We start from the raw sequence: 20467 nt of genomic DNA on the forward strand, positions 1-20467 counted from the left end.
TCCTTAATCAGCACTGCTTTACACTCTCAGGCTTGTTTTTACTTCGTCGGAGAAGATTGATGATCAAGTCACGTGCTGCCGTTGCCTTTGAAGCCAAGAAACCGCTCGAAATCGTTGAAGTCGATGTCGCGATGCCCAAGGCCGGTGAAGTGCTGCTGCGGGTCGTCGCTTCCGGTGTGTGTCACACCGATGCCTACACCTTGTCTGGCGCTGACCCGGAAGGCATCTTCCCTTCGATCCTCGGTCATGAAGGTGGTGCAATCGTCGAAGCAATCGGCGAAGGCGTGACCTCAGTTGCAGTCGGTGATCATGTGATCCCGCTGTACACCCCGGAATGCCGTAAATGCAAATTCTGCCTGTCGGGCAAGACCAACCTGTGCCAAGCCATTCGCGCCACTCAGGGCAAAGGTTTGATGCCGGATGGTACGTCGCGCTTCTCTTATAAAGGCCAGACGATTTTCCATTACATGGGCACCTCGACCTTCTCCGAATACACCGTATTACCGGAAATATCGGTCGCGAAAATATCCAAAGACGCGCCGCTGGAAAAAGTCTGCCTGCTCGGTTGCGGCGTCACTACCGGGATTGGTGCGGTACTGAACACCGCGAAAGTCAAACCGGGCGACACCGTGGCGATCTTTGGTCTGGGTGGGATCGGTTTGTCAGCGGTGATTGGCGCGGTCAAGGCCAAGGCCGGGCGCATCATCGCCATCGACATCAATCCCTCCAAGTTTGAAATCGCCAAACAACTGGGCGCTACCGACTGCATCAACCCTAAGGATTACGATCGCCCGATTCAGGACGTGATCGTTGATCTCACTGACGGCGGTGTGGATTTCTCCTTCGAGTGCATCGGCAACGTGCAACTCATGCGTGCGGCGCTTGAGTGCTGCCACAAAGGTTGGGGTGAGTCGGTGATCATTGGCGTGGCTGGCGCCGGTCAGGAAATTTCAACCCGACCTTTCCAACTGGTCACCGGGCGCGTCTGGCGCGGCTCGGCGTTTGGCGGTGTACGGGGTCGCACTGAATTGCCGAGCTATGTCGACATGGCACAGAAGGGCGAAATCCCGTTGGATACTTTCATCACCCACACCATGGGCCTGGAAGACATCAATAAGGCTTTCGAGCTGATGCATGAAGGCAAGAGCATTCGCACCGTCATCCATTTCTGAGGTCTGTCATGAGCCTGGAAAACCTGTCCTGCCAGAAAAGCTTCGGTGGCTGGCACAAGCGTTACAAGCATCACTCCGATGTGCTCGGCTGCGACATGGTGTTTGCCGTTTACCTGCCACCGCAAGCGGAGCAGGGCGGTAAATTGCCGGTGGTGTACTGGCTGTCTGGATTGACCTGTACCGATGAAAATTTCATGCATAAGGCAGGGGCACAAAGGATCGCGGCCGAGCTGGGTTTGATTATCGTCGCCCCCGACACCAGCCCGCGCGGGCCGGATGTACCGGGTGATCCGGATGGTGCATGGGATTTTGGGCTGGGTGCCGGCTTTTATCTGAACGCCACCCAGCAACCATGGGCGAAGAACTACCGCATGCATGACTATGTGGTGAACGAGCTGCCGGTACTGGTCGAGGCGCATTTTCCGGCCTCGGACCGGCGTGGAATCAGTGGTCACTCCATGGGTGGACACGGGGCATTGGTGTGCGCTTTGCGTAATCCGGGGCGCTATCAATCAGTGTCAGCTTTTTCGCCGATCAGCAATCCGATGGACTGCCCATGGGGCCAGAAGGCTTTTTCCCGTTACCTTGGGGATGAGCGTTCGCGCTGGCGCGAATGGGATGCGAGTGTGTTGATCGCCGAGGCTTCGGAAAAATTGCCGATCCTCGTCGATCAGGGTGATCGTGATGATTTCCTCGCCAATCAGCTTATGCCTGAGGCGCTGGTGCAGGCGGCAAAATCTGCTCGGCATCCACTCACCTTGCGTATGCAGCCCGGTTACGACCACAGCTATTTCTTCATCGCGAGCTTTATCGAAGATCACTTACGTCATCATGGGGTCGCTCTAAGCGGCTAATGTTCGACAAAGTAGGTAGAATCACGCCCTGACTTTTTCGGGGCGTTTTTTTATGCGTATTGGCCACGGCTACGATGTGCACCGTTTCGCTGAAGGCGATTTCATCACCTTGGGTGGCGTGCGGATCGCGCACGGCTTCGGGCTGCTCGCCCATTCCGATGGCGACGTGCTGCTGCATGCACTCAGCGATGCCTTGCTCGGCGCGGCCGCGTTGGGGGATATCGGCAGGCATTTCCCGGACACGGACCCGCAATTCAAGGGCGCAGACAGTCGCGCCTTGTTGCGTCACGTGGTCACATTGGTCAATAACAAAGGCTGGAAAGTCGGCAACATCGACGCCACCATTGTTGCCCAGGCACCGAAAATGGCCCCGCATATCGAATCGATGCGCGCGCTGATTGCCGCGGATCTTCACGTCGAGTTGGATCAAGTGAACGTAAAAGCTACCACCACTGAAAAACTTGGCTTCGTTGGCCGTGAAGAAGGCATCGCGGTTCATGCTGTCGCCTTGTTGCTCTCGGCATGACGGAACTCGAATTGCTTGGCCCGCGCGCCTACGGTGACGCCTTGGGTACTGCGGTACTCAAAGCCACGGCCGAAGATTTCCAGGTCGATGAAGTCCTGGATATTCCGTTGTCCGGCGACGGTGAGCATCTGTGGCTATGGGTCGAGAAGCGAGGCCTGAACACTGAAGAAGCGGCCCGCCGCCTGGCGCGTGCTGCCGGTGTGCCGTTGCGAACCGTCAGTTATGCGGGCTTGAAGGATCGTCAGGCGTTGACGCGACAGTGGTTCAGCTTGCACTTGCCGGGCAAGGCTGACCCTGATCTGTCAGCGGCTCAGGACGATACCCTGAAAATCCTGAAGATTGGCCGTCATAAACGCAAACTGAATCGCGGCGCTCACGCGGCCAATGGCTTTACCTTGCGCCTGACCCAGTTGCAGGCGGATCACGTGGCCTTGCAGGCGCGCCTCGAATTGATCGCCAGCCACGGCATCCCCAATTATTTTGGTGCCCAGCGCTTCGGTTGGCAGGGCGGTAATCTGGGCGAAGCCCGTGAGTACGCATCGCGCCAGGCATTGCCGGAACAACGCAATGTGCGTTCGCGGCTGTTGTCGACGGCTCGCAGCTATCTGTTCAATCAGGTGTTGGCGGCGCGAGTGGCGGATGGCAGTTGGCAGCGGGCGCAAGTGGGCGATCTGCTGGCGTTCACTGATAGTCGCAGCTTTTTCCCTGCTGGCGAGGCTGAATGCAGCGATCCTCGTCTGGCTATTCTTGACCTGCACCCGACCGGGCCGCAGTGGGGCGAGGGTGATTCGCCTGCGACCGGCGTCACGGGCATGCTTGAACAAGCCGTCGCTGATCGCGAACCCGCGTTGCGCGATTGGCTGATCAAAGCAGGCATGGAACATGAACGTCGTATCCTGCGGCTGCCCATTGGTGGATTGACGTGGCATTATCCCGAGCCTGACATTCTGCAATTAGAATTCGTCCTTCCGGCCGGATGCTTCGCCACCGTATTGGTGCGTGAACTCGTCGATCTGGTGGCGGTGGGGCAGACGGACAGCTCATGCGCATTCTGATTTCTAACGATGATGGGGTTACGACACCGGGTTTGGCTGCGCTTCATGCAGCGTTGGCGGGCTATGGGGAGTGCGTGGTCATTGCCCCTGATCAAGACAAAAGCGGTGCAAGCAGCTCTCTGACGCTTGATCGCCCGCTTCACGCCCACACGTTGGCCAACGGCTTCATCAGCCTGAACGGTACGCCAACCGATTGCGTGCATCTTGGGCTCAACGGGCTTCTTGATCTGCAGCCGGACATGGTTGTCTCGGGCATCAATCTGGGGGCCAACCTCGGCGATGATGTGCTGTATTCCGGCACGGTGGCCGCCGCGCTGGAGGGGCGATTTCTCAAGCGCCCGTCGTTTGCGTTCTCATTGTTATCGCGTCTGGTAGACAACCTGCCGACGGCCGCGCACTTTGCCCGCATGCTGGTCGAAGCCCATGAACAGCTCGACCTGCCGCCGCGCACGGTGCTAAACGTCAACATCCCGAACCTTCCGCTTGAGCATATCCGCGGTATTCAACTGACCCGCCTGGGGCATCGCGCCCGCGCGGCTGCTCCGGTCAAGGTTGTCGATCCGCGTGGCAAGGTCGGCTATTGGATTGCAGCGGCAGGCGATGTTGAAGACGGCGGACCAGGGACCGATTTTCACGCGGTCATGCAAGGATACGTGTCGATCACCCCGCTGCAGCTGGACCGAACCTATCAGGACGGTTTCAGCAGCCTCAACGGCTGGCTAGAGGGGCTCGGTTGATGTCGCGCGAGCAAGATGATCTGTTACGACGCGGGATCGGGATGACCTCCCAACGCACCCGCGAGCGTTTGATTCAACGTTTGTACGAAGAAGGCCTGTCCAACGCTCAGGTGCTGGAAGTGATCCGGCGAACGCCACGGCATTTGTTCGTTGATGAGGCGCTGGCACACCGTGCCTACGAAGACACCGCATTACCGATTGGCCATAACCAGACCATTTCCCAGCCATACATGGTTGCGCGAATGAGCGAGCTGCTACTGGAAGCCGGTCCTCTGGACAAGGTGCTGGAGATAGGCACCGGCTCGGGTTATCAGACCGCAGTCCTGGCGCAACTGGTGGAGCGAGTTTTTTCGGTGGAGCGCATCAAGGTTTTGCAGGACCGCGCCAAGGAGCGACTGGTCGAGCTGAATCTGCGCAATGTGGTCTTTCGCTGGGGCGATGGCTGGGAAGGCTGGCCTGCTCTGGCGCCTTACAACGGCATCATAGTGACTGCAGTGGCGACCGATGTTCCGCAGGCCTTGCTTGATCAATTGGCGCCGGGTGGACGCTTGGTCATTCCGGTCGGCTCAGGCGAGGTCCAGCAATTGATGTTGATCATCCGCGAGGAGAATGGTTTTTCCCGTCATGTGCTGGGCGCGGTGCGATTCGTGCCCTTGCTCAATGGGCCACTGGCGTGAGGCTTGTTACGGCCCGTAATGAATTCTGTCCGGTCATCAAGGTCCTATAGCCGACGAGCAGGTTAACGCAGTATCTTGAATAAGTGCTGTAACGCACGGTTTTGTAACCAGTTAAGTATTAGCTGCCAGCCGTTATTACGGCACAATAGGCAACTTAAATTCAGTCACCAGTAAAGGGAGTGGCGGGTGAGTCTCACAGTCATTCGACAGTGTATGTCCATAGCAAGCTTTCAGCGCCTGGTGATTGGCATTGCCCTCGGTATATTTCTGGCCGGCTGCTCCAGCACGCCTTCTGGAGGGGTGAGGGTTGTCGATCGTAACAAGACGGCGCCCCAACGGCAGGCGGTTACGACCGGGCAGTACGTGGTGCGGCGTAGCGATACCCTGTTCTCTATTGCATTTCGTTACGGTTGGGACTGGAAAGCGCTGGCCGAACGCAATCAGATTCCTGCTCCCTATACCATCCACCCGGGGCAGACAATTCGCTTTGATGGCCGGTCAAGTTCCGCGCCGACGTCAGTCGCTTCCACATCCGATGTAGCCCCTTCCGGTTCGATCAAAACGACAGTGATCTCTCGCCCTATCGGGGTTGTCCCGGTAATCGTTCCTGCTCCTGCCGGGACTCCTGCGACAACGCCGATACAGGCTGTAGGACGTTCACCCGCGGGTTGGGCGTGGCCATCTAATGGCATTTTGATAGGTAAATTTTCTTCAAACGGTAGTTTGAATAAAGGAATTGATATCGCTGGGGATTTGGGACAGCCTGTTTTGGCTGCGTCTGATGGTTCGGTGGTGTACGCCGGGAGTGGCTTGCGGGGCTACGGCGAGTTAGTAATCATCAAACACAGCGACACCTACGTCAGTGCTTACGGACATAACCGTAGGCTGTTGGTTCGGGAGGGGCAGCAGGTCAAGGTCGGACAGACAATTGCTGAAATGGGGTCAACGGGGACTGACCGGGTGAAACTGCATTTTGAGATTCGCCGTCAAGGTAAACCTGTAGATCCTCTGGAATTCCTGCCACGTCGTTGATCGGTTACCAGCCTGTTTCCTGGCGTAGAGGGGACAGGCTCAAGCGTTGCCATGGAAGTTAGGCGCCGCTAGGGCTTGAGGTCGAACTCACCAAAGGACTATAACAATGGCTCTCAGCAAAGAAGCGCCGGAGTTTGACATCGACGATGAGGTGCTCCTTATGGAACCCGGCATCGTTCTGGACAAGGTTTCGAGCAAGGAAACTGCTGTAACTCCTGCCCGCGCCAAAGCCAAACACTCCACAACGCTCAAGCAACACAAGTACATCGACTACACCCGGGCGCTCGACGCCACTCAGTTGTATCTGAATGAAATTGGTTTCTCTCCTCTGCTTTCGCCGGAAGAAGAAGTCCACTTTGCGCGTTTGTCGCAGAGCGGTGATCCGGCAGGGCGCAAACGCATGATCGAAAGCAATCTGCGGCTGGTGGTAAAAATTGCCCGACGCTACGTCAATCGTGGACTCTCATTGCTTGACCTGATCGAAGAGGGCAACCTGGGCCTGATCCGGGCGGTCGAGAAATTCGATCCTGAACGCGGTTTCCGCTTCTCAACTTACGCGACATGGTGGATTCGCCAGACCATTGAGCGTGCCATCATGAATCAGACCCGTACGATCAGGTTGCCCATTCATGTGGTCAAAGAGCTTAACGTTTACTTGCGTGCTGCTCGTGAATTGACCCAGAAACTTGATCACGAACCCTCTCCTGAAGAAATCGCCAACCTGCTCGAAAAGCCGGTTGGCGAGGTCAAACGCATGCTTGGGCTCAATGAACGGGTGTCCTCCGTAGACGTTTCCCTCGGTCCAGATTCTGACAAGACTTTGCTCGATACGCTGACCGATGATCGCCCTACAGACCCGTGTGAATTGCTGCAGGACGATGATCTTTCCCAGAGTATCGATCAGTGGCTTTCCGAGCTTACCGATAAGCAGCGAGAGGTGGTAATAAGGCGTTTCGGCTTGCGAGGGCACGAAAGCAGTACCTTGGAAGACGTAGGTCTGGAAATTGGTTTGACCCGCGAAAGGGTCAGGCAAATTCAGGTCGAGGGCCTCAAGCGCTTACGTGAAATTCTTGAAAAGAACGGTCTGTCGAGCGAGTCTCTGTTTCAATAGCAGTGCATGGACTCAAGTGTGTGCGACGTTGTGCGACCGATTTATAAAAACACCTCGACTGGGTCGGGGTGTTTTTATATTCGCGAGGTGGATAAGTGGCTGCGGGTGTTCCATGATTTATTAGATGATGCCTTTCATACGTTTAGCGCGACGAGCAATAGGGCGTTTTTTATGTAAGCCTTTGCTTACGCGTGGTGTAAGTGATCGTAAGTTTAAGGGGGCGATATTGTCTTTGTTTTATTATTATTTGTGTAGTTTGTTGATTTTAAATGATATTTAATTTTAATGACTGGTCGGCCAGGACTCTTTTTGAAAACTTTTAACGGTTGCTCCTGGCGGTGAAATCACTAAGATAAGAACTGTGTCCAGGGATAGACACAGGCCGTTAAGGATGACAGTCAAGGACATCGCAGGATGCGATTCATCAGGATGATGAAAGGGATTACAGGGATTAAGGACAATATGGGCGGGTCATACCGCCCTTTTTTTTGCCTGCGGAAAACTGCCGGCGCAGCAGGGCCCGTTGGGCGGACCCTGTTTAAAGACTTAAAATACAAAAGGCCCCGAAGGGGCCTTTTGTAAGAGCAATACGACTTAGCGCTCTAGATCTTTGAGCTTGTCTTTGACGCCATCCCACTCTTCAGCATCGGGCAGGCCTTCTTTCTTCTCGGTGATATTCGGCCAGATTTCCGCTAACTCTACGTTCAACTGGATAAATACCTGCATATCCTCAGGCACTTCATCTTCCGAGAAGATTGCCTGTGCCGGGCACTCAGGCTCGCAAAGCGCACAATCGATGCACTCATCCGGGTGAATCACCAGGAAATTCGGGCCTTCGTAGAAGCAGTCCACCGGACACACTTCTACGCAGTCGGTGTACTTGCACTTGATGCAGTTGTCGGTGACGACGAAGGTCATTTCTAATTATCTCCTCAGGCGGCGGTAGCTGAGCCCTTCCAGCAGGGCTGCTAAGTTCGGGAACTTCCCAGGCCGTGTGAAACCAATACATTCAGTGGCAAGGCGCTTATACGGCATCGCGCCTTGCCTTACCGTTGTTCGTTCGCTTTCACGCGGCTCGGATAATCTGCGGAGTCAGGCTAAAAACCCGCAGCATCCCAAGCCGCGCGGGATTCTAACAGCTTGCAGCGATTGCCGTTAGATGCGCGTCTGCAAGACATACAATAACTCTAGCGCCTGGCGCGGTGTCAGGTCGTCTACTTTGGTTTTTGACAACTCTTCGAGTACCGGGTGCGGAAGGCTGGCGAACATATCGCTTTGCTGTGGGGTCGATGGTTTGCCAGGGACTGATCGGGGCGCCTCATGGGGCAGGCTCGTTGTTTCCAGACGCTGCAAGTGTTCCTTTGCGCGCAGTATGACCTTGGCTGGAACCCCCGCCAGCTGGGCGACTGCCAGGCCATAGCTTTGGCTGGCAGGTCCGGGCAAGACACGATGCAGGAAGACGATTCGTTCATTGTGCTCCGTGGCGTTCAGATGCACGTTTGCAACCAGCGGCTCGCTTTCCGGGAGTACAGTCAGCTCGAAATAGTGGGTGGCGAACAGCGTATAGGCGCGTAACTGGGCGAGACATTCTGCCGCAGCCCACGCCAGTGATAATCCGTCGAATGTGCTGGTGCCACGGCCAACTTCATCCATCAATACCAGGCTGCGGTCGGTCGCGTTATGCAGAATGTTCGCGGTTTCGCTCATTTCCACCATAAAGGTAGAACGGCCGCCTGCCAGGTCGTCGCTGGAACCGATCCGGGTAAAGATCCGATCCACCAACGACAGCTCGCAACTGGCTGCAGGTACGAAGCTGCCGATGTGAGCCAGCAAAACGATCAGGGCGGTCTGGCGCATGTATGTCGACTTACCGCCCATGTTCGGTCCGGTGATCACCAGCATTCGAGTGTTGTCATCAAGCGCCAGATCGTTGGCGACGAATGGACTGGTCAACACTTGCTCGACAACCGGGTGCCGGCCTTGTTCGATGCGCATGCACGGCTCATCGACGAAGCGTGGGCAGTTCAGGTCAAGGTTCAGCGCGCGCTCAGCCAGGTTGCTCAGTACGTCCAGTTCAGCCAATGCCGCAGCCGTGTCTTGCAAGGGCGCCAAATGACCGATCAGGTCTTCGAGCAACGCTTCGTAGAGCATCTTTTCGCGAGCCAGTGCGCGGCTCTTGGCTGACAGCGCCTTGTCTTCGAACGCCTTCAACTCAGGGGTGATGAAGCGCTCGGCGCCTTTGAGCGTCTGGCGTCGGATATAGTCGGCGGGCGCCTGCTCGGCTTGCTTGCTTGGCAGCTCGATAAAGTAGCCGTGAATCCGGTTGTAGCCGACCTTGAGGTTGGCCAGCCCCGTGCGGGCTTTTTCTCGGGCTTCCAGATCAATCAGAAACTGTCCGGCGTTTTCGCTGAGCGATTGCAGGTCGTCGAGCTCGGCGTCGTAGCCGGTTTTCAACACGCCGCCATCACGAATGACTGCAGGCGGGTTGTCGATGACAGCTCTTTGCAGCAGGTCCGCTAATTCCGGGTAGGTGCTGGTCGTCAGCGCCAGTTGCTGGAGGTGCGGTGCTTCCAAATCAGTCATTGCTCGTTGTAGCTCGGGCAATGCCGCCAGGGCGTCGCGCAGGCGGGCCAGATCACGCGGGCGTGCGTTGCGCAGGCCAATCCGGGCGAGAATCCGCTCGATATCGCCAATTTCCTTCAACTGCGGCTGCAGGTGTTCAAAGCGGTAACGTTCGAGCAGGCATGTGATCGAGCTTTGTCGGGCTTGCAGCACGCTCAAGTCACGTAACGGGCGATTCAGCCAGCGTGTCAGCAGGCGACTGCCCATGGCGGTCTGGCAGCGGTCCATGACCGATTGCAGAGTGTTTTCGCGTCCGCCTGCCAGATTGGTGTCCAGCTCCAGGTTGCGTCGACTGGCGCCATCGAGTACGACCGTATCATCCAGACGTTCATGGCGCAGGCTGCGCAAATGCGGGAGAGCGGTGCGCTGGGTTTCTTTGGCATAACCGAGCAAACAACCTGCGGCTCCGATAGCCAGTGTCAGGTTCTCGCAACCAAAGCCTTTGAGGTCCTGGGTAGAAAATTGCTGGCACAGGCTTTTAAACGCCGAATCGCGCTCGAAGTCCCACGGCGCACGACGCCGGGTCCCTCGTCGCTTCTCGGCGGGCAAGCCCTGTGGCCAATCATCGGGGATCATCAGCTCGACTGGATTGATGCGCTCCAGCTCCGCCAGCAGGTTTTCCCAGCCCTTGATTTCAAGAACACTGAAATTGCCACTGGTGATGTCCAGAACAGCGAGGCCAAACAGGCGTTCATCGCCCAATACCGCAGCAATCAGGTTGTCCCTGCGTTCGTCGAGTAGCGCTTCGTCGCTGACCGTGCCGGGTGTAATGATTCGCACGACCTGACGGTCCACCGGGCCTTTACTGGTCGCGGGATCGCCGACCTGTTCGCAGATCACTACCGACTCGCCGAGCTTCACCAGCTTCGCGAGATAGCCTTCGGCCGCATGGTAAGGAATCCCACACATAGGGATCGCCTGTCCCGCCGACTGGCCGCGCGCAGTCAACGTGATATCCAGCAGCTTGGAGGCTTTTTTGGCGTCTTCGTAGAAAATTTCGTAAAAGTCGCCCATGCGATAGAACATCAACTGATCAGGGTGTTGATTTTTCAACCGCCAATATTGCTGCATCATCGGGGTGTGGGAAGACAGGTCAGTCAATGCTTTATTCATCGGTTTTTTAGGCGAATTCGTCAAAAGTGTGGGCCAGATGTCGGGCGCCTTGCGGAGCTCATCGACGTGGATGAAGTCCTGTGCCCGTCTGTTTTTACAATGGGCGCAAGGTTAACACGCACGATCTTGCCTCGCAGAGTGGAGCCTGGCGAAAAGCCTGGTTACGACTTTGCGATGGGCTATTGCGCAGAGATGGCTACGCTTGCATTCAAGCTGTTTCATTCCAGAGAACAGCAGGAACAAGGATGTTCTTATGTCGAATAAACGTGGTCGAGATGCAGTCAATGGTCGCTTCATCTCTGTCGACGAGGCAAAAAAGCGCCCCAGAGAAACAATGATTGAAACCGTTAAAAAACCGGTCAAGAGAGGTCGGTAGCCATTCAATCGCGCGTGATCCAAGGGGCGGAGTGGTCGAATGCTTCTGTCCTTGCACGTATAAAAAGCTCGTGTACGGTGTCTCGTCTGACGTGCTGAAAATCGGAGAAGGTCGTGGATGATATTACCCAGCTTGCGGCTGTACTCGGCAAGCATCTGCAATCGTTGAAGGCGCAAGTAACCACCGCTGAATCCTGCACGGGGGGAGGGATTGCCGAGGCGATTACCCGTATACCCGGCAGCTCTACCTGGTTCGAGGCCGGTTATGTCACCTATTCGAACGCGCAAAAGACCCGTCAGTTGAACGTGCCAGCCGAACTGTTCGGTTCGGTGGGAGCGGTCAGCCGCGAAGTGGTCGAGGCCATGGTGTCGGGCGCACAGGAAAAAAGCGGGGCACAGTTTGCTGTCGCGGTCAGTGGCGTTGCCGGGCCTGATGGTGGCTCGGCGGACAAGCCGGTAGGGACGGTATGGCTTGCATGGGGCGCGGGACAGCAGCTCGTTTCCGAGCGCAGACAGTTTGACGGTGACCGTGATCAGGTCCGCCGACAAACGGTAAAGGCCGCGCTAGAGGGGCTGATACAGCTCGCGGCTGGAGAAATACTAAAACGGGGGTAGGCGAGCGCTCCACCCTGTGGAATAATACTGTCTACTTATACAGGTGTTGTGGCCGTCAGGCCTTATTGATTACGTGAGGACTTCAATGGACGAGAACAAGAAGAAAGCCTTGGCTGCGGCCTTGGGTCAGATCGAGCGTCAATTCGGCAAAGGTGCCGTTATGCGCATGGGGGATCATGACCGCCAGGCGATTCCTTCTATTTCTACCGGCTCACTCGGGTTGGATATCGCCCTCGGTATCGGTGGCTTGCCACGAGGCCGAATCGTTGAAATCTACGGTCCGGAATCCTCGGGTAAAACCACGCTGACGCTTTCGGTTATCGCTCAAGCCCAAAAGCTGGGTGCTACCTGTGCATTCGTCGATGCTGAACACGCGCTCGATCCAGAATACGCGGGCAAGCTTGGCGTCAATGTTGACGACCTGCTGGTATCGCAACCCGATACCGGTGAGCAAGCGCTGGAAATCACCGACATGCTGGTGCGCTCCAACGCCGTCGACGTTATTGTTATCGACTCCGTAGCAGCCCTGGTTCCGAAAGCTGAAATCGAAGGCGAAATGGGTGACATGCACGTAGGCCTTCAGGCCCGTCTGATGTCACAGGCGTTACGTAAAATCACCGGTAACATCAAGAACGCCAACTGCCTGGTCATCTTCATCAACCAGATCCGTATGAAGATCGGTGTGATGTTCGGTAGCCCGGAAACCACCACGGGCGGTAATGCGCTCAAGTTCTATGCTTCGGTCCGTCTGGACATTCGCCGTACTGGCGCGGTGAAAGAAGGTGATGAAGTTGTAGGTAGCGAAACCCGCGTCAAAGTCGTAAAGAACAAAGTGGCTCCGCCGTTTCGTCAGGCTGAGTTCCAGATTCTCTACGGCAAGGGTATTTACCTGAACGGCGAGATCATTGATCTGGCTGTACTTCACGGTTTTGTAGAGAAATCCGGTGCCTGGTACAGCTATCAGGGCAGCAAAATTGGTCAGGGCAAAGCCAACTCGGCCAAGTTCCTGGCGGATAATCCGGAAATTGGTGCGAACCTCGAGAAGCTGATTCGTGAAAAGCTGCTGACTCCAAGTGTCGACACCAAGGCATCATCCGGTAAAGTGGCTGCTGCTGATCTGGCCGAAGCCGACGTCGATATCTGATACAGCCTATGACAGCGGTGCTTGATACGCCTGTCGCCGTAAGGCGTACTGCAATGGACCTGCTCGCACGTCGCGAGCACGGTCGAGTCGAGCTGGCGCGCAAGTTGCGTCAGCGCGGCGCTCCTCCTGAATTGATCGAACCTGCCCTTGACCGGCTTACGGAAGAAGGGTTGTTGTCCGAGTCGAGATACCTCGAAAGCTTCGTTTCTTACCGTGCTCGCTCGGGGCAAGGGCCTTTGCGCATCCGTGAAGAACTTGGGCAGCGTGGCTTGCCACGAGCAGATATAGAGCAGGCATTACGCGAGAGTGGCTTCGACTGGCAGGCTCAGCTGGAAGAAACCTGGCGACGCAAGTTTGCCGGGAAACTACCGGTGGACGCTCGCGAGCGTGCGAAGCAGGGACGTTTCCTTAGCTATCGGGGTTATCCGCTGGACATGATCGGCCGCTTGTTGAGCGGCCGGGGTGCGGATGACTGAGCGAAGTGGACAAGCCGCTGAGCTTGCCCGGGGCAGGACCCCTTACGTGACCTTTAGCGGTTCACGTACACGGGTTTGTTGCTGAGGAGGGGTTTTGGCCCAGCTTTCCGGTTTGTTGATGTAATCGACCAGTTCGCGCAGGCGACCCTGGTTTCTTCCATTAAAGTTAAACACCAGTCGCACAAGGTGGCTGAACTGCGGTTCGTCGTGCTCTTCACCCATGTACATATGCTGATGGAAGGTGTCACTCAGCCGCAAGTCGGCAAACGCCTCTTGTATGTAGTCGAGTGACTGCTGGTTGAGCGGGTGATTCATCCGAATCACAAACAGACTTTTCAGCCACCGGGTGGAATGGAAGTTGTTGTAGAACTGGTTGATTTCATCGACCGCTTCTTCCGCGCTGTAAACCAGTCGCAGCAACTTCATGTCGCTTGGCAAAATGTAATGATTGGCCTCCAGTTGATGGCTGATGAAATTAAGCGCCTCTTGCCAGAAGCTGCCACCGGGTGTGTCGAGTAAAACGACAGGCACAAGTGGGCTTTTGCCAGTCTGAATCAGCGTCAAGACTTCCAGCGCTTCATCCAGCGTGCCGAAACCGCCAGGGCATAGCACCAGTCCATTCGCTTCTTTAACGAAGAACAATTTGCGGATAAAGAAGAAGTGGAAAGGCAGCAGGTTGTCAGTGCCTTCAACGGTGGGATTTGCATGCTGCTCGAAAGGCAGGGTGATATTGAAGCCCAGGCTATGGTCGAGCCCCGCTCCTTCGTGTGCTGCGGCCATAATGCCGCCACCGGCACCAGTAATCACCATCAGGTCGGAGCGCGCCAAGGCGGCGCCTACTTCCCGTGCCAAGGCATACAGCGGATGTTCTACAGGTGTACGAGCCGAGCCGAACACGGTGACTTTACGACGGCTCTTGAATTGTTCCAGTATCCGGAAGGCGTGCTCAAGTTCACGCAATGCTTGCAGGGTTATCTTGGCGTTCCAGCGATTGCGGTCGTCCTGCGCCATGCGCAGAACAGTCAACATCATGTCGCGGTAGAGCGGTAGATTGGGGCTGTTGGGAGCAACCAGGCCGATATGTTCTTCAACCTTGCTGGTGAGGTCGAAACCATTGCTCTGGAAGTGTCGAGACAAAAAATCATTCGGTTCATAAGGCATTCAGACTTTCTCCTTCTGCAGAACCACTGATCGTGCCGACATGATCGACACGACCGCGACACATCGTGTGTCGCTGGCTGCCCAGACATTTGCCCGAGCATTACAGCTGGCTTTGGAGCGCCAGTTTCGCACGGATATCGTTACCGAGTGATCCATACTGATTCTGCTTATGTCCTTGGGTTAAAAGAAAAACATGGGTACTACGTAACAGTACGGGCAACCCCCTTTTTGCCCTGAAAATTTAAAAGCCTTTTAAATGTATAGACCCTGCTTGTCGCCGTATGAAATTTTTTACCGATACTATTTCTTCACCGCGCAATCAGCGGCTTTGAAAGCCTGGGTCGCAACCGGGCGGTTGGTTTTGTATTCGGTGAACTCATACTTGAGCAGTGCGCCCTTGGCCATGAGTTGACGGTAACCGGTGTTGTGGCAAACGCTATCGCCCAATTGGCTGCGAACTGCGTCCGGGTTGCTGCGCATCTTCATGGCGTGGCTTTCGCGCACGCTAAGGTGATTGATCAAGACCTTTCCTTCAACCGTGTAACCCTGATCCAGAATGTCTTCATTGATCGCCCGCGGTGTGCCGACGCTGCTTTCCATAGCAACTTTTTCCAGCATTTTGCTCAGTTCGAAATCCTGCTTGGAGGCCGCTTCGGCGCAGAACGGTACTGCCAGCAAAAGCGAGAGGGAGGGGACGATAAGGCGCAGCATGAAACTCTCCTGATTCAGTGACTGGCCGTTGGACCAGCGACTTGAAAGTGCGTTCACTGCCGGGGTCGGTAACGACAAAACCGATCACACGCAGAGCGTGTTTGCCTGGGCAGGCTCGAATGGTCGTGCAGTATAAAGTAAACAAAGGGCAAGGAAACAAAGGGCGCGACATCGGCCTCTGATAAACTGCTTCGACTTTCTATCTGCCGAGATCCTGCTGTGTCGATACTTTGTATTTGTCGGCGTCATCCGCAATGAGTCATGCCGTTTCCCGGCTGCGAGCCCAACGCCTGGCGCGTAGTATCAAGCCTTTTACTGCTCGAGGCTCAAGGGCTGAGCGTTGCCCGGGGTGCCGGGTGATTTTCAGCTATTGCCTGTGCGCCTGGCGTCCGAAGGTGGCGGCCAAATCAGCCATGTGTCTGTTGATGTATGACGTCGAGCCGCTGAAACCGACCAATACGGGCTGGTTGATTGCCGATGTCATCGAAGAAACTCATGCGTACGGTTGGTCGCGGACTGAAGTCGATGCCGAATTACCGGCATTGCTCAATGATCCACAATGGCAACCCTATATCGTGTTCCCCGGCGAGTTTGTCGCCAGCGAACGTGTGGTCACCGAGGTGAAGCTAGAAGAAGGCAAGCGCCCGCTTTTTATTCTGCTGGACGCAACCTGGAGCGAGGCACGCAAGATGTTTCGCAAGAGCCCGTATCTGGATCATTTTCCTGTGCTCAGCCTGGAGCCGGAACAGATTTCCCGCTATCGACTGCGTCGCTCAAAGCGTGATGATCATTTTTGCACCGCTGAAGTGGCGGCGCTGTGCCTTGAACTGGCCGAGGACAACACCGCCGGTGGCGTGCTGGACGCGTATCTGGATGTCTTCACCGCACACTATCTGGCAGCCAAACATCAGCTTCCGGTCGACCTCGACGATGCGTCGCATACTCATCTCAAGGCTTTTTTATAGGGCCATTACCGGCTCAGGTTTTTTTGGCCACAACTGTGCTAGCAGCATACCCGCAAGCATCAGCGCGCAACCGAGGTAGCCCTTCGGGTGCAGCGACTCTCCCAGCAGTAGCGCACCAGCAATGGCGGCAAAGACGGCTTCGAGGGAAAGAATAATCGCCGCATGGGAGGCGATAGCATCTTTTTGTGCAACGACTTGCAGGGTATAACCGATCCCCACGGCAACCACGCCGCCGTACAGCAGGGCAGGGCCGGCGGCGATGATCGACTGCAACTGTATGTCTTCGAAAATCAGCGCCAGGATCAGGCTGATGACCGAGCAGGTCAGAAATTGCAGGAACGCGAGGCGGATCGCGTCGTGGCGGCTGGCAAAAACGCCGACCAGGATTACATGTCCGCCCCAGACAAAGGCCCCGATCAATTGCAACCAATCACCTGAGGCGACGTGGAAATTGTCCCCGACACTGAGCAGGAACATGCCCGCCACTGCCAGCCCTGCGCCAAGCCAGGTGCCTGTTCCGGTCTTGTGGCCCAGCAGCAGGCCCAGGAGCGGAACTACAATGACATAAAGACCGGTGATGAATCCGGCGTTGGTCACGCTGGTAAACAGTAGGCCGACTTGTTGCAGGTTGATGCCTGTGCACAATGCCAGCCCCATCACAATGCCACCGAGCAGTAGGCCGCGCGTCATTAGAGGCTCGGGCTTTGCAGCGCCGGAGCGACGGAGCAGCAGGGGCAACAAGCATAACGAGCCAAGGGCGAAGCGCAGGCCTGTATAGAGATATGGCCCAATATGGTCCATGCCTGAAGTTTGCGCGACAAAGCCGGAGCCCCAGATCATTGCGGTGATCAGCATTAACAGGTCGGCCCGCAGGGCTTGTTTTCGCATGATGACGCTCTAGTTGGGAGGGTGCAGACTTTGCCGTAAAGCGTTGAACTTGACCACCCCGACTTCGCTCGTCATCCTTGTCACCGAAATAACGCTTGAACGCTGGTTTTTGTAAGTCTTGGCGTTGAACGTACCGTGTTGGTACCGTGAGTTTGCTGGCATCGATGGATGCCTTCGTGAGCGCTGAATCCATTAGTGCTCACCTAAACAGGATCATTGATAAATGACATACGAAATCCTGATTGCTGATGACCACCCTTTGTTTCGCAGTGCACTGCGTCAGGCCTTGAGTCTGGGGTTGGGTCCTGAGGCTAAGTTAGTTGAAGCCGAAAGCATTGCCGAGCTTGAAAGCTGTCTGACCGATAAGGCAGATTGGGACTTGGTGTTGCTGGACTTGAACATGCCTGGCGCTTACGGATTTTCTGGCCTGGTCCTGTTGCGCGGACAGTACCCGCAAATCCCGGTGGTGATGGTGTCGGCGCAAGAAGAGGCATCCATCGTGGTTCGCTCGCGCGAGTTTGGCGCCAGTGGCTTTATTCCCAAGTCCAGTTCTCTTGAGACCATTCAGCAGGCCGTACGTACGGTGCTTGATGGCGATGTCTGGTGGCCGCCGCAAGTCAATGAAGCCATCAGCGTTTCGGCTGAAGCCAAGGCTGCCAGTGCAGGTCTGGCGAGTCTCACTCCCCAGCAGTTCCGGGTATTGACCATGGTCTGCGAGGGGTTGCTGAACAAGCAGATCGCCTACGAACTCAGTGTTTCGGAAGCCACGATCAAGGCTCATGTCACGGCGATTTTTCGCAAACTCAATGTTCGCACTCGCACACAGGCTGCTTTGCTCTTGCAGCAAATGGAATCAATTCCGGCCAACTAAATGCTGTATTCGGCCCGGATGCTCACGCTTTTTTGACTTTTGTTAAATTAGCCTTCCTTGTCTTTTTTACGCAGTTACCCATCTATGTCGCCCTTTAAAGGCCAAACAGGCCTGAAACGTATCTTCAACGCTACCGGCTATTCGTTTGATGGTTTGCGTGCCGCCTACACAGGTGAAGCTGCATTTCGTCAGTTGGTGCTCCTCAACGTGATCCTGATACCTCTGGCCTTCATGTTCAATGTCAGTCGGGGTGAGCGTGCGGTTCTGATTGCCGTATGCCTGCTGGCGCTGATTGTTGAGTTGCTCAACTCCGCTGTTGAGGCGGCCATTGACCGGATTTCGCTGGATTTGCACCCATTGTCGAAAAACGCCAAGGACATGGGCAGCGCGGCGCAATTCATTGCGTTGGGTATGATCGGCCTGGTGTGGGGTGTGATTCTGCTGGGTTGATGGTTCGCGGATAGCTGGATGGCTCAGGCAATACTCGGCAGCACTATTTCGTCGCTACGCTGAACCCCTGCGGTGAATGCGCGACACAGGTCGAGAAATTCGCGCATGGCAGAGGTCTGGTACTTCTGCTTGTGCCAGATGAAATAGAACTGCCGCGACAGGTCCAGCTCCGGGGTTTCCACCGCCACTAGGCTACCGCGGCGGATGGCATCGCGCAGTGCCAGACGAGAAATACAGCCAATACCCAAACCAGACTCGACTGCTCGCTTGATAGCTTCGGTGTGTTCCAGCTCTAAACGCACATTCAGGGCGTTGCGGTGGTGGCGCATGGCTTGATCGAAAGTCAGGCGGGTGCCTGAACCTTGCTCCCTGAGGATCCAGGCTTCCTGGGTCAGTTCCTCCAGGGTGGCGTGACCGCGTTTGGCCAACGGGTGCTGCGGGGCGCAGAAAACCACCAGTTCGTCTTCGACCCACGTCTGAACTTCGATGTCGGGATGGGTACAATCACCCTCGATCAGACCTAGATCAATTTCGTAATGGGCAACTTGCTGCACAATATTCGCTGTGTTTTGCACGCTCAGCTTCACTTGGCTCTCGGGATGGCGCTGCATGAAACTGCCGATCAAGAGCGTGGCCAAATAATTGCCAATGGTGAGCGTGGCGCCGACTGCCAATGAGCCGAAGCCGGATTTGCCATTGAACAGGTCCTCGATCTCCTTGGCCTGATCCAGCAGCGCTACCGCTTGTGGCAGTAGCTGGCGGCCCGTTGCGTTCAGGCTCAAGCGTTTGCCGGCGCGATCAAATAATTGGCAGCTGGATTGGCGCTCCAGCTCAGTAATAGAGGTGCTGGCCGCTGATTGCGAGAGTGACAAAAGCCCGGCAGCGCGCGAGACGCTTTCCTGCTGAGCGACGGCGACGAAGACTTGAAGTTGACGCAGAGTAAATCGCATATCTATATAACCGATAACCCATATCTTAATAATTCATTTAACAGATATTGTGCTTGCCACTAGAATGACGCGCAATAGCGCTCAGAGTCAGCGCGAGCGAAATTTTCCGGAGCCCCCGTACATGAGCAACATGAATCACGAGCGTGTCCTGAGCGTCCATCACTGGAACGACACCCTCTTTAGTTTCAAGTGCACCCGTGATCCAGGTTTGCGCTTCGAGAACGGTCAGTTCGTCATGATCGGTCTTCAGCAGCCGAACGGGCGCCCGCTCATGCGCGCTTACTCGATCGCCAGCCCGAACTGGGAAGAGCATCTCGAATTCTTCAGCATCAAGGTGCCTGATGGTCCCCTGACGTCGCAGTTGCAGCATTTGAAGGAAGGCGACGAGATCATCATCAGCAAGAAACCGACCGGCACTCTGGTGCTGGACGATCTCAAGCCGGGCAAGCACCTGTATCTGCTCAGCACAGGAACGGGCCTGGCGCCGTTCATGAGCGTCATTCAGGACCCGGAAACGTATGAGCGCTTCGAGAAGGTTATTCTCTGCCACGGCGTACGCTACGTGAACGAGGTTGCCTACCACGAGTTCATCACTGAGCACTTGCCGCAGAACGAGTTCTTCGGTGAAGCATTGCGTGAAAAACTGATTTATTACCCAACCGTGACGCGTGAGCCGTTCGAGAACCAGGGCCGCCTGACCGACCTGATGCGCAGCGGCAAGCTGTTCAGGGACATCGGTCTGCCGCCGATCAACCCCGAGGATGATCGTGCAATGCTGTGTGGCAGCCCGAGCATGCTCGATGAGACCAGCGAAGTTCTCAACAGCTTTGGCTTGAAGGTGTCCCCGCGCATGCGTGAGCCCGGCGATTACCTGATCGAGCGCGCCTTCGTCGAGAAGTAAGGTCAGCCGATTCAGAAAAAAACCTGCTTCGGCAGTCAATGGCCGAGCGGGTTTTTTCTTT

The 20467-nt window shown here is 55.9% G+C and carries 21 protein-coding genes; 15 read left to right on the forward strand and 6 right to left on the reverse strand.

What is annotated here, in order from left to right:
- Positions 1 to 59: 59 nt before the first annotated feature.
- From QN399_RS21360 to rpoS, 8 genes are all read left to right on the forward strand, one after another.
- Positions 60 to 1172, forward strand: coding sequence for an S-(hydroxymethyl)glutathione dehydrogenase/class III alcohol dehydrogenase (locus QN399_RS21360; protein ID WP_219061257.1), 1113 nt, complete (start codon positions 60 to 62; stop codon positions 1170 to 1172).
- A gap of 8 nt (positions 1173 to 1180) precedes the next feature.
- Entirely contained in the window at positions 1181 to 2026 is an 846-nt protein-coding gene (gene fghA, locus QN399_RS21365; RefSeq protein ID WP_322215303.1) for an S-formylglutathione hydrolase, read from the forward strand.
- 52 nt (positions 2027 to 2078) lie between these two features.
- Positions 2079 to 2552, forward strand: coding sequence for a 2-C-methyl-D-erythritol 2,4-cyclodiphosphate synthase (gene ispF, locus QN399_RS21370; RefSeq protein ID WP_219061259.1), 474 nt, complete (start codon positions 2079 to 2081; stop codon positions 2550 to 2552).
- Positions 2549 to 3607 carry a tRNA pseudouridine(13) synthase TruD gene (gene truD, locus QN399_RS21375; protein ID WP_322180453.1) on the forward strand — a complete coding sequence of 353 codons (1059 nt, stop codon included), beginning with the start codon at positions 2549 to 2551 and terminating at the stop codon, positions 3605 to 3607. Before ispF ends, truD begins: the two co-directional genes overlap by 4 nt.
- Positions 3595 to 4344, forward strand: coding sequence for a 5'/3'-nucleotidase SurE (gene surE / locus QN399_RS21380; protein WP_322215306.1), 750 nt, complete (start codon positions 3595 to 3597; stop codon positions 4342 to 4344). The genes truD and surE overlap by 13 nt, the downstream gene beginning before the upstream one ends.
- A gap of 41 nt (positions 4345 to 4385) precedes the next feature.
- Positions 4386 to 5021 (forward strand): protein-L-isoaspartate(D-aspartate) O-methyltransferase, encoded by a 636-nt coding sequence (locus tag QN399_RS21385; RefSeq protein ID WP_322182776.1) that lies wholly within the window; start codon positions 4386 to 4388, stop codon positions 5019 to 5021.
- A gap of 186 nt (positions 5022 to 5207) precedes the next feature.
- The gene (locus tag QN399_RS21390; protein WP_322180448.1) at positions 5208 to 6053 is read left to right on the forward strand and encodes a peptidoglycan DD-metalloendopeptidase family protein; all 846 of its coding nucleotides are present in this window, start codon (positions 5208 to 5210) and stop codon (positions 6051 to 6053) included.
- Between the two features lie 106 nt (positions 6054 to 6159).
- A complete protein-coding gene (gene rpoS / locus QN399_RS21395) occupies positions 6160 to 7164 on the forward strand; it encodes an RNA polymerase sigma factor RpoS (RefSeq protein ID WP_219061263.1) in 1005 nt (334 codons plus the stop codon).
- Positions 7165 to 7758: 594 nt separating this feature from the next.
- On the opposite strand, the gene fdxA is transcribed toward rpoS, so the two are convergent.
- Positions 7759 to 8082 (reverse strand): ferredoxin FdxA, encoded by a 324-nt coding sequence (gene fdxA, locus QN399_RS21400; RefSeq protein ID WP_322180445.1) that lies wholly within the window; start codon positions 8080 to 8082, stop codon positions 7759 to 7761.
- A 237-nt stretch (positions 8083 to 8319) separates the two neighbouring features.
- Complete coding sequence (mutS, locus tag QN399_RS21405; protein ID WP_322182773.1) at positions 8320 to 10887, reverse strand: DNA mismatch repair protein MutS; 2568 nt, start codon at positions 10885 to 10887, stop codon at positions 8320 to 8322.
- Between the two features lie 501 nt (positions 10888 to 11388).
- Here mutS and QN399_RS21410 point away from each other — a divergent pair.
- The 3 genes from QN399_RS21410 to recX all read left to right on the forward strand — a co-directional run bounded on the left by QN399_RS21410 (position 11389) and on the right by recX (position 13509).
- Positions 11389 to 11889: a CinA family protein gene (locus tag QN399_RS21410; protein WP_322180443.1), complete on the forward strand. Its 501-nt coding sequence runs from the start codon at positions 11389 to 11391 to the stop codon at positions 11887 to 11889.
- Between the two features lie 85 nt (positions 11890 to 11974).
- Positions 11975 to 13033, forward strand: a complete 1059-nt coding sequence (recA, locus tag QN399_RS21415; RefSeq protein ID WP_330201605.1) for a recombinase RecA — start codon at positions 11975 to 11977, stop codon at positions 13031 to 13033.
- Positions 13034 to 13041: 8 nt separating this feature from the next.
- Complete coding sequence (gene recX / locus QN399_RS21420) at positions 13042 to 13509, forward strand: recombination regulator RecX (RefSeq protein ID WP_322180439.1); 468 nt, start codon at positions 13042 to 13044, stop codon at positions 13507 to 13509.
- A gap of 42 nt (positions 13510 to 13551) precedes the next feature.
- Here recX and QN399_RS21425 read toward each other — a convergent pair whose 3' ends face one another.
- Complete coding sequence (locus QN399_RS21425) at positions 13552 to 14670, reverse strand: LOG family protein (RefSeq protein ID WP_322180437.1); 1119 nt, start codon at positions 14668 to 14670, stop codon at positions 13552 to 13554.
- A gap of 300 nt (positions 14671 to 14970) precedes the next feature.
- Positions 14971 to 15381, reverse strand: coding sequence for a quorum-sensing-regulated virulence factor family protein (locus QN399_RS21430; protein WP_322180435.1), 411 nt, complete (start codon positions 15379 to 15381; stop codon positions 14971 to 14973).
- A gap of 254 nt (positions 15382 to 15635) precedes the next feature.
- Between QN399_RS21430 and QN399_RS21435 the strand changes: the two genes are divergently transcribed.
- Entirely contained in the window at positions 15636 to 16346 is a 711-nt protein-coding gene (locus tag QN399_RS21435) for a tRNA-uridine aminocarboxypropyltransferase (RefSeq protein ID WP_322180433.1), read from the forward strand.
- On the opposite strand, the gene QN399_RS21440 is transcribed toward QN399_RS21435, so the two are convergent.
- Complete coding sequence (locus QN399_RS21440; RefSeq protein WP_330201606.1) at positions 16341 to 17234, reverse strand: DMT family transporter; 894 nt, start codon at positions 17232 to 17234, stop codon at positions 16341 to 16343. The genes QN399_RS21435 and QN399_RS21440 overlap by 6 nt on opposite strands.
- A 223-nt stretch (positions 17235 to 17457) precedes the next feature.
- On the opposite strand from QN399_RS21440, the gene erdR reads away from it, so the two are divergent.
- The gene (erdR, locus tag QN399_RS21445) at positions 17458 to 18105 is read left to right on the forward strand and encodes a response regulator transcription factor ErdR (protein ID WP_219061272.1); all 648 of its coding nucleotides are present in this window, start codon (positions 17458 to 17460) and stop codon (positions 18103 to 18105) included.
- An 84-nt stretch (positions 18106 to 18189) separates the two neighbouring features.
- The gene (locus tag QN399_RS21450) at positions 18190 to 18555 is read left to right on the forward strand and encodes a diacylglycerol kinase (protein ID WP_322180428.1); all 366 of its coding nucleotides are present in this window, start codon (positions 18190 to 18192) and stop codon (positions 18553 to 18555) included.
- Between the two features lie 23 nt (positions 18556 to 18578).
- On the opposite strand, the gene QN399_RS21455 is transcribed toward QN399_RS21450, so the two are convergent.
- Entirely contained in the window at positions 18579 to 19505 is a 927-nt protein-coding gene (locus QN399_RS21455; RefSeq protein WP_322180426.1) for a LysR family transcriptional regulator, read from the reverse strand.
- A gap of 121 nt (positions 19506 to 19626) precedes the next feature.
- Between QN399_RS21455 and fpr the strand changes: the two genes are divergently transcribed.
- Positions 19627 to 20406, forward strand: coding sequence for a ferredoxin-NADP reductase (gene fpr, locus QN399_RS21460; protein ID WP_219061275.1), 780 nt, complete (start codon positions 19627 to 19629; stop codon positions 20404 to 20406).
- Positions 20407 to 20467: the final 61 nt, after the last annotated feature.

It is taken from the genome of Pseudomonas sp. 10C3, from assembly GCF_036346185.1.
In the GTDB taxonomy this organism is placed as follows: Bacteria; Pseudomonadota; Gammaproteobacteria; order Pseudomonadales; family Pseudomonadaceae; genus Aquipseudomonas.

What these genes read in the sequence shown, in the direction of transcription:
- QN399_RS21360 (WP_219061257.1), top strand. Translation starts at nt 60, where the DNA reads ATGATCAAGTCACGTGCTGCCGTTGCCTTTGAAGCCAAGAAACCGCTC.
- fghA (WP_322215303.1), top strand. Translation starts at nt 1,181, where the DNA reads ATGAGCCTGGAAAACCTGTCCTGCCAGAAAAGCTTCGGTGGCTGGCAC.
- ispF (WP_219061259.1), top strand. Translation starts at nt 2,079, where the DNA reads ATGCGTATTGGCCACGGCTACGATGTGCACCGTTTCGCTGAAGGCGAT.
- truD (WP_322180453.1), top strand. Translation starts at nt 2,549, where the DNA reads ATGACGGAACTCGAATTGCTTGGCCCGCGCGCCTACGGTGACGCCTTG.
- surE (WP_322215306.1), top strand. Translation starts at nt 3,595, where the DNA reads ATGCGCATTCTGATTTCTAACGATGATGGGGTTACGACACCGGGTTTG.
- QN399_RS21385 (WP_322182776.1), top strand. Translation starts at nt 4,386, where the DNA reads ATGACCTCCCAACGCACCCGCGAGCGTTTGATTCAACGTTTGTACGAA.
- rpoS (WP_219061263.1), top strand. Translation starts at nt 6,160, where the DNA reads ATGGCTCTCAGCAAAGAAGCGCCGGAGTTTGACATCGACGATGAGGTG.
- fdxA (WP_322180445.1), bottom strand. Translation starts at nt 8,082, where the DNA reads ATGACCTTCGTCGTCACCGACAACTGCATCAAGTGCAAGTACACCGAC.
- recA (WP_330201605.1), top strand. Translation starts at nt 11,975, where the DNA reads ATGGACGAGAACAAGAAGAAAGCCTTGGCTGCGGCCTTGGGTCAGATC.
- recX (WP_322180439.1), top strand. Translation starts at nt 13,042, where the DNA reads ATGACAGCGGTGCTTGATACGCCTGTCGCCGTAAGGCGTACTGCAATG.
- QN399_RS21425 (WP_322180437.1), bottom strand. Translation starts at nt 14,670, where the DNA reads ATGCCTTATGAACCGAATGATTTTTTGTCTCGACACTTCCAGAGCAAT.
- QN399_RS21430 (WP_322180435.1), bottom strand. Translation starts at nt 15,381, where the DNA reads ATGCTGCGCCTTATCGTCCCCTCCCTCTCGCTTTTGCTGGCAGTACCG.
- QN399_RS21435 (WP_322180433.1), top strand. Translation starts at nt 15,636, where the DNA reads ATGAGTCATGCCGTTTCCCGGCTGCGAGCCCAACGCCTGGCGCGTAGT.
- QN399_RS21440 (WP_330201606.1), bottom strand. Translation starts at nt 17,234, where the DNA reads ATGCGAAAACAAGCCCTGCGGGCCGACCTGTTAATGCTGATCACCGCA.
- erdR (WP_219061272.1), top strand. Translation starts at nt 17,458, where the DNA reads ATGACATACGAAATCCTGATTGCTGATGACCACCCTTTGTTTCGCAGT.
- QN399_RS21450 (WP_322180428.1), top strand. Translation starts at nt 18,190, where the DNA reads ATGTCGCCCTTTAAAGGCCAAACAGGCCTGAAACGTATCTTCAACGCT.
- QN399_RS21455 (WP_322180426.1), bottom strand. Translation starts at nt 19,505, where the DNA reads ATGCGATTTACTCTGCGTCAACTTCAAGTCTTCGTCGCCGTCGCTCAG.
- fpr (WP_219061275.1), top strand. Translation starts at nt 19,627, where the DNA reads ATGAGCAACATGAATCACGAGCGTGTCCTGAGCGTCCATCACTGGAAC.